Below are 7,240 nucleotides of genomic sequence, written 5' to 3' on the forward strand. Positions count from 1 at the left end.
ACCCGCCCATCAACTAATACGAGTACTTCTTTCTTTACTTCCTTCTCGAGCAGCCATAGACCATGACTTTTTCACTTTTGCTTTTGATTGAGAAACCGATTCTTGTGCCCCATTAACTTGATCTGCAACACGGTCACCCGAAGTGCGGTTATCCATGCCCGGTACATGATGTGCAATAAATGCATCCGGATTAATTCGGTCGGCTTTAAAACCAGTATCCGACAGCCTTACCGAGTTCGTATTATTAACTGTGCGAAGCGTGTTTTGTGTAATCGTTCCATCCCCACCAACTCCTACCGTGTATGCATTCGAAGTACGCATTACATGTGGTGTCGAACCAGGTAGACCCGATGCTGCGGTTAAAGGATTTGAGTTTGTCAGCGGTATATTCGGCTGCTGACCTGGACCTATAATGTTTGTTGCTGCCGCCGGAGATCCGTGCATTGGATTCCCTTGTATCGGTTCATTTCTCGGACTATTCATTATTGGACTTACCGAATTCGGCTGTGATGACCCTATCGGCATGGCAGTTCGTGAAAGCGGACTTCCGTTTATTGAACCCATATTTCCAAGTGCTTCCGTCTGTAAAGCTGATGCAGGCATTGGACGCCCGTTCATCGTTACAGTTCTCGGTGTATTCATTGTCACTGGATTTACCGAACTCGGCTGTACTGGTCCTATCGGTAAGGAAGTATTTGAAAGCGGACTTCTGTTCATTGAACCCATACTTCCAGATGCTGCTGTCTGTAAAGCTGATGCAGGCATTGGACTCCTGTTCATCGTTACAGTTCCCGGTGTAATCATTGACATTGGATTTACCGAACTCGGCTGTGCTGATCCTATCGGTAAGGAAGCATTTGATAGTGAACTTCCTGAAATCGAATTCAAACGGGACACTTTCGAATTACCATTTAAAAACGGTGCCGTAATCGGCGTATTCATTCCTGGAATAGCTGTTGATGCTATTGGCACAATCGGAGCACTTGTACCGTTGCTACGAAGACCCGCAATTGGAATTCCATTCCTTGATACTGAATTTCCCAAGTTCGATTGCGGTGTTCCCATTGGATTACTTGAAAGCGGGCTTCCTGTAATCGAGTTCAAACGGGACACTGCTGAATTACCATGTAAAGACGGTGCCGTAATCGGCGTGTTCATTCCTGGAATAGCTGTTGACGCTAATGGCACAAACGGAGCGCTTGGCCTATTAATAGTGCTACCACCTATTGGACTCGTAATCGGACTATTTATACTGCTACCTCCACTTGACAGGGGGTTTTGAGTATCCATTGATAGATGTTCATTCATCCTTGCTCTATAGGAACCATTACCTTGTAATTCGTAAGACGTATTTGCTTGCGCAAGTTGATAATCCATTACACGTGCTTCACCATTGTTCATCAGCGGATCCGCCGCACCTGTAAGTCCAACTTGTTGCCAGTCTTGATTCGGTGTTTGCACCCACATAGATGAACCTTGGTTTGTTTGAACATATTGCATATTAGCACCAGGGTACTGTCTAGACAAACTCGCCATAGTAGTAGGCAGAACACTACCAGATGAATCGGTTAACATTCCACGACCGCCATCTGCTAATGAAGTCCCTAGAAGTCTTTGTCTTGAAACACCACTCATTGCTAATCCAATGTTCCGCCCTGCGCCGCCCTTACCTACCATCGCTCCAAGCGCTTCTCCCATATTGCCAAAATAGGCACGACGTGCACCGAGGTTACCCATCATGGATGTAAATCCAGTATTGCCAGCACCATCGTTATACCCTTTTGCGGATTGCAAAATGTTCATTGCACTTTGAGCGCCTGACACCATATTTCGAGGACCTTGAACCAGTGCCGAAGTGAGAGATTTCCCAACTTTAGCAGCCGCTATTGCACCTCCAGGTCCTGCTACCATTCCGGCGGTACCGAAAATAGCACCTCCGATATTCGATAACGTGTTTTTCGAATTCATCCAACTGTCCGAACTAGCTCCGGAAGCGTTTGTGGAGATAGAAGTGATGGATGCATCATTACCTCCACCTGCTGCAGCTATACTTGTCCCACCAAAAGCAGAATCACTTCTTGCAGAGCTACTTGATAACAGAGAATTGTTACCCCCGTTCATATTTCCACCACGCATAAGATTCCCTGCTTGGCTGGTCAACATCATCGTAGACATTACACCACCTAAGCCGACCATCGTTAACGCAGAACCCATTTTGGATGAACTATCACCAATCTTTAGCCATTTGCTGATCATGCCCGTTAAGGGGATAAACATCATCATTAAGCCTAATTTATAGATCGTCGATGCACCTTGGGATGCAAACATCGCCATTCCAAATAAGAGAAGTGCATGGATACTCTGTAAAAATACATTTCCAAGTAATTCTCGCATCCACGTTCCAAAGAACGCCCGTGTCCGTGCGAATAACAAACTGTAACCCGCAACAAACCCAAGAATCAGAAGGACTAACACAATTACTTTTCTTGCTATATAGACAAAATTTAAAACAATCGCCAAAATCCATTCAGCAAGTACCACAATAAGTAGACTTAAGATTGGAATTCCACCACTACCTATACCTACAAGGTCATGCCATGATGCCATAATAGAAAACGACTCAGGGTTGGCACCTTGTTGTTCTAAGAGTGATTTAAAACTAAGTACTACGGCAGCATTTAACTCAAAAATCATGTTCGTGATGATACCGTATCCAGCAATGAAGAATATTGATAGCAACCACATTCTCATGTCTTCACTAAAATCACTAATACCACGCCCACGTACTGAATTAAAACCTAACTTCAGTCCTGAGATCATCATTGCAAGTGTCATGAGCGCTACATAAACAACACTAAACATTTTCAAGACCGGATTTATGATTTTTTCTCTCTCAACAGCTGTGAAAATACCATCAGGTGCCATCTCGATTTTGCTTTCATCTGTAAAGGCATTATCTGCCCATACACAATACGGGTTACCAAACACGAGAGTAGACAGGCCATTGACATCCCCGATGTTCCAGAGATTTTGCAATTGACTCGTCATGAACTTTTCTGCCATATTCGCATCGTCTTCTTTATATCGTTCTACTTCGTCATTAAATTCTTCGGAGAAAAAACCACCTTTAGAACAAGTAAATCCACTTAAAGAGGGTGATTCTTCTGCCGCAAAGGTGACTCCAGAAATAGATACAAAACATAAAACAAATAGAAACAGTATTTTCTTACCCATTCCCCTCACCTACCTGCAATCAAGGATTCCGCTGTCACGTTCTGATTCGTATTGATAAATGCCCATTCAGACGGCGTTGGCTGACTTTGAAAAGAAACGATCTCTTTGCCGGCCTTCAATATGACATCACCTGTTTCTGCGGTTCTTATCATCTGTCCTACATCATCCGCAAATCGGAATGTTCGTAAGATAGGTTCAATGTCCTGATCCGACTGTTTCATAAATGCGACTGTATTTAACTGTGCAACCACATCCTGCGCTTCTTTCGAACGGTCAAACATTTCATATCGTTGTGATACGAGCGTTAATGAAACGTTCCACTTACGTCCTCGTGCAGATAAGGTTTTGAAAAAGGTCATCATCGAAGGATAATCGAGCATCATCCACGCCTCATCCTGTATCACACGTTTTTTAGGTTTCGGATCATTTAAAATAAAACGATTCCAAATCCACGTCATAAGGACATGTTGCGCAAGCGGACGTTCAATTCCATTTTTAGACAGCCTACTAATATCAAAATTAACAATGGGTGCGTCATCAATCGAAACACCAGTAGTATTTACAATTTGCGTTTGACAATCGAACATTCCAAACGCTTTCCCTTCAACGAATAAGCCAACAACATGTTTTAAATCATCTAAACCTTGGTCTCCATCTTCTATTCTTCTATCAATCTCATTTTTCACATCGGATATCTGTGGCATATTAATGTACTTTCTCTTAAATACAATATTTCCGGTTTCATCTACCGACTCTAATTGCTCATACAATGATTCCGGTTCTTCTGTAATGTTACGTTTGCGATATGCATCGCCAAGGATATCATCTAATGCGCCGAGTTCCTGGGGCGTTAAATGTGCGTTTTGCGGGGACGCCGACTCCTTCATAACTTTAAAGAATTCAATGCCCTCTTTTACTTTCTCGTTGATGTTTACTTTCTCAACGATATATTCATCAGCTGTATAACGATTGACAATTTCTTTCTCTACGTAAATATCCAAGGGATTGATGCGACTTACGTTTTGCGCTGTCAGATCACTTCGAATTTCAATAACAACACCACCAAGAGCATGTGTTAGGGCTACATACTCAGGCTCAACGTCCATGATGACCGTTTTTTCAATTCCATCCATAGCCCCGCGACCAATGAGTTGCTTAACGAATACGCCTTTACCGGCACCCGATTCACCAAATATCCCAACATTATAATTGTTTAGTTTTGAATCGAAGTTGTTAAAATAGATATATTCGTTCCCATATACACCGATTGGCATTCCGCCAGTGTGATTTAACTTAGAGGATGAGTGTGGGAAGATTGCTGTTAGTGCCATACGATCAAGGTTACGGTACGAACGATTTAAATAGTTTTGACCAAGAGGTAATGTTGAGAGCCACCCCTCTTTTTGTCGATCAAAGCTGTTTACAAGTTCAATAGACTCTGCAGCCAGCGACCTTTCGATACTAACACTTTTGTCATTTAACTCATTCAATGTATCTGCGTATATCGTTGCAGAAATACTGACATAGTAAAGTCCGTTCTCGTTGTTTCGTATCTGGTCGCGAAGTCCTTTTGTATCGCGAAGTTTCTGAAGCGACTCGTCTAAACGAGCATGATTTTCATTTTTTTGGGCGGAAATGATGACGGCCTCTAATTGGTCAATCTTATCTTTTAATTTCCTAACCGCGTCCGTCCTTTCAAACGGTTCAATATGAACGGAACAATCCATGTCATCTCCCAAAAATAGGCCCTCCAGCCAATTAATACGTACCGTTCGCGGATACCCACTAGGTTTAATAAAAAACGAACGACCGTACTTTTTTTTGCCAATTCCCGTTTGAATTTCAAAAAAGTCAGTCGAAAACTTAATACCTTCATTTATCGCATTATCCACTAACGACGGAAACGATAATTCTAGCTCATCATCAGCTGGTAACGGCATCACGGGCTTTTTCGGATTCTTCTTCAGTTTGAACAACTTCTAACGCCTCCTCATGTTCGTGTACTAAATCTACAAAGCCTGCAACGGCGGATGGATCCATCGTTACGAATGCGGCCATTTTCTCTTTTTCCGCCAGGTCTTCAATTGGGTGTAAAACAGTCCGGTCACGATTCATAGCTCGCTTCAATACTTCCATTGCGCGAAGAGAATCCTGAATTTCCGCCTCAATTTTCGCTCTTCGCAATGCTCGACGCACAATGTTTGCACGCATATACAATTGCTCAATGATGACTTTTTCTCGCTGTTCTTTATTCAATTTCGCCATTTTAGAGGGTTCATAAATGTAGTTCACTACATAATAAATACGAAGAGAAATACGGAAATCGTCCATCGTGCGTGATTGAATGTGTTCAATAACATCCATGTTATACTTTCTAGTTTGAGGGTTACATTTCTTCAAATTCTCCTCAAAACGAATTCGTTCCTTCCGGAAGTCTTGTCGAACAGCTTGTCCCAAAATTTGAATCGGGAAATTTATAACGTTATAAAGCTGTTGGTATCCTTGTAAAATCCCTAACTGTTCTGAGGGTTTCAACAAATCAAAGTTTACAAAGTCACTGCTAAGAATTATTGAGTATTCATTTTTTTGTTTATGAATGATCCCATACTCGATGTCATTGACTTCCAAAAGATCTTTTATACTTTCTACATTAGGGTCCTGTACCTCTCCCTTTTTCCTTCCTTTCAACTTCAGAATTGACTTTCCGTTTTCTTCTGGCTGGGAAACAGCTCCCCCTTCCGATTCGCGTTGTTCCTCAAGAAACTGCTTTCGACGCCACCCAAATACAGGTTCATTATTATCCATTCTTTTCTTGGCAACAAACGTAAATACTAGCGCTACAAAGAGAACAAGGATTGTAAAAATAACAAATATGTCAAACATCTTTTCACCTCAACTTCTGCTTTAAGATCTTTAAGCTTTATATATTTTTTGACTACGCATGAAGAAAACTTTTGAAAATATAAACTCGGATAAATATTGGTCACGACGGTCTAATTTAATAAAAGCTAGTGATAACGTCGTTGTATTAATCACCAGAAAAATAATAAACCTAAGACCCACATCTACTAATCCATCTACAAAGGGTAGATTGAATAGAAGTAGTTGAATCATACTGAAAACGCCTGCAGGAACAATGAGAATAAATTGACGTACAGACAATACAGCAAGAATCGTTTTTTCTTCCTCAGTTAAATCAATTGGAACCACAATTTCATTCATGAGCGTCCCGTCCTTAAATTAATATTGATAAAAAAGGAGTGGATGACTTATACAGTCGCCACTCCTTTTTTTTGTAAAGCCTCATTCTAAGACAAAATTCAATATATCTATCGAGTTTCGTATAATCAACCACCTACAATACCTTGAATTGCTGGTGCTAGGAAATACGCTGAGTAGAATAACAAAGCTCCACCGATACAAGAGAAGAGAGCCTTCCAAACCGTACCAATTTGTCTCGAAGAAATTGACCCAAAAATAATGAAGATGGCAATAATTAGTATCGCTAATGTAAATAGAGCTCCACCAATACCTCCGACCATTTTAATAATCTTCATGGTAGCTGCATTGATTTCGTTATTCCCACCACCAGTGTAAATTGATCCATTAATTGTTAGAAGTGTAACTCGATTCATAAGTTCGTTCACGTAGACATTCACCTCCCCCCGAAAAAAAAAAAAAAAACACCGCAAAACGAGAGGTTTCTCTCGTTTTGCGGTGCTTCCGCTTTTGTAGTCTATTATGTAAATCTCTTATTATTATTCATCACACACTGGAAATTGTCAATCGATAAATATGATTCATAATAATCCTTCTGGAACAATGGCTTCTACTCTCGCGATTGAGCAATCCTAAAATACCCAGTGAGTGAAAAAAACAATATAAAATCGTAACTACTTAGGTACATGAATTGTTTCAAAAATTTCTATATGGGTATCTGTCTAGTAAACTCATTTTATTAATATATAGGTTGGACTAAAGTATTTCATCGACAACACTCGGCTTT

The 7,240-nt window shown here is 41.0% G+C and carries 5 protein-coding genes; all 5 read right to left on the minus strand.

Annotated elements, in window-relative coordinates:
• Window positions 1–9 precede the first annotated feature (9 nt).
• The 5 genes from I2484_RS13970 to I2484_RS13990 all read right to left on the minus strand — a co-directional run bounded on the left by I2484_RS13970 (window position 10) and on the right by I2484_RS13990 (window position 6,881).
• The gene (locus tag I2484_RS13970) at window positions 10–3,234 is read right to left on the minus strand and encodes a hypothetical protein (protein WP_207151652.1); all 3,225 of its coding nucleotides are present in this window, start codon (window positions 3,232–3,234) and stop codon (window positions 10–12) included.
• A gap of 5 nt (window positions 3,235–3,239) precedes the next feature.
• Window positions 3,240–5,210: a VirB4 family type IV secretion system protein gene (locus I2484_RS13975; protein ID WP_255550383.1), complete on the minus strand. Its 1,971-nt coding sequence runs from the start codon at window positions 5,208–5,210 to the stop codon at window positions 3,240–3,242.
• Window positions 5,158–6,117 (minus strand): hypothetical protein, encoded by a 960-nt coding sequence (locus tag I2484_RS13980; protein WP_207151653.1) that lies wholly within the window; start codon window positions 6,115–6,117, stop codon window positions 5,158–5,160. Before I2484_RS13980 ends, I2484_RS13975 begins: the two co-directional genes overlap by 53 nt.
• Window positions 6,118–6,147: 30 nt before the next feature.
• Window positions 6,148–6,456: a PrgI family mobile element protein gene (locus I2484_RS13985; protein ID WP_207151654.1), complete on the minus strand. Its 309-nt coding sequence runs from the start codon at window positions 6,454–6,456 to the stop codon at window positions 6,148–6,150.
• Window positions 6,457–6,581: 125 nt separating this feature from the next.
• A complete protein-coding gene (locus I2484_RS13990) occupies window positions 6,582–6,881 on the minus strand; it encodes a TrbC/VirB2 family protein (RefSeq protein WP_207151655.1) in 300 nt (99 codons plus the stop codon).
• Window positions 6,882–7,240: the final 359 nt, after the last annotated feature.

The sequence above is a fragment of the Sporosarcina sp. E16_8 genome (assembly GCF_017347095.1).
Classification (GTDB): domain Bacteria; phylum Bacillota; class Bacilli; order Bacillales_A; family Planococcaceae; genus Sporosarcina.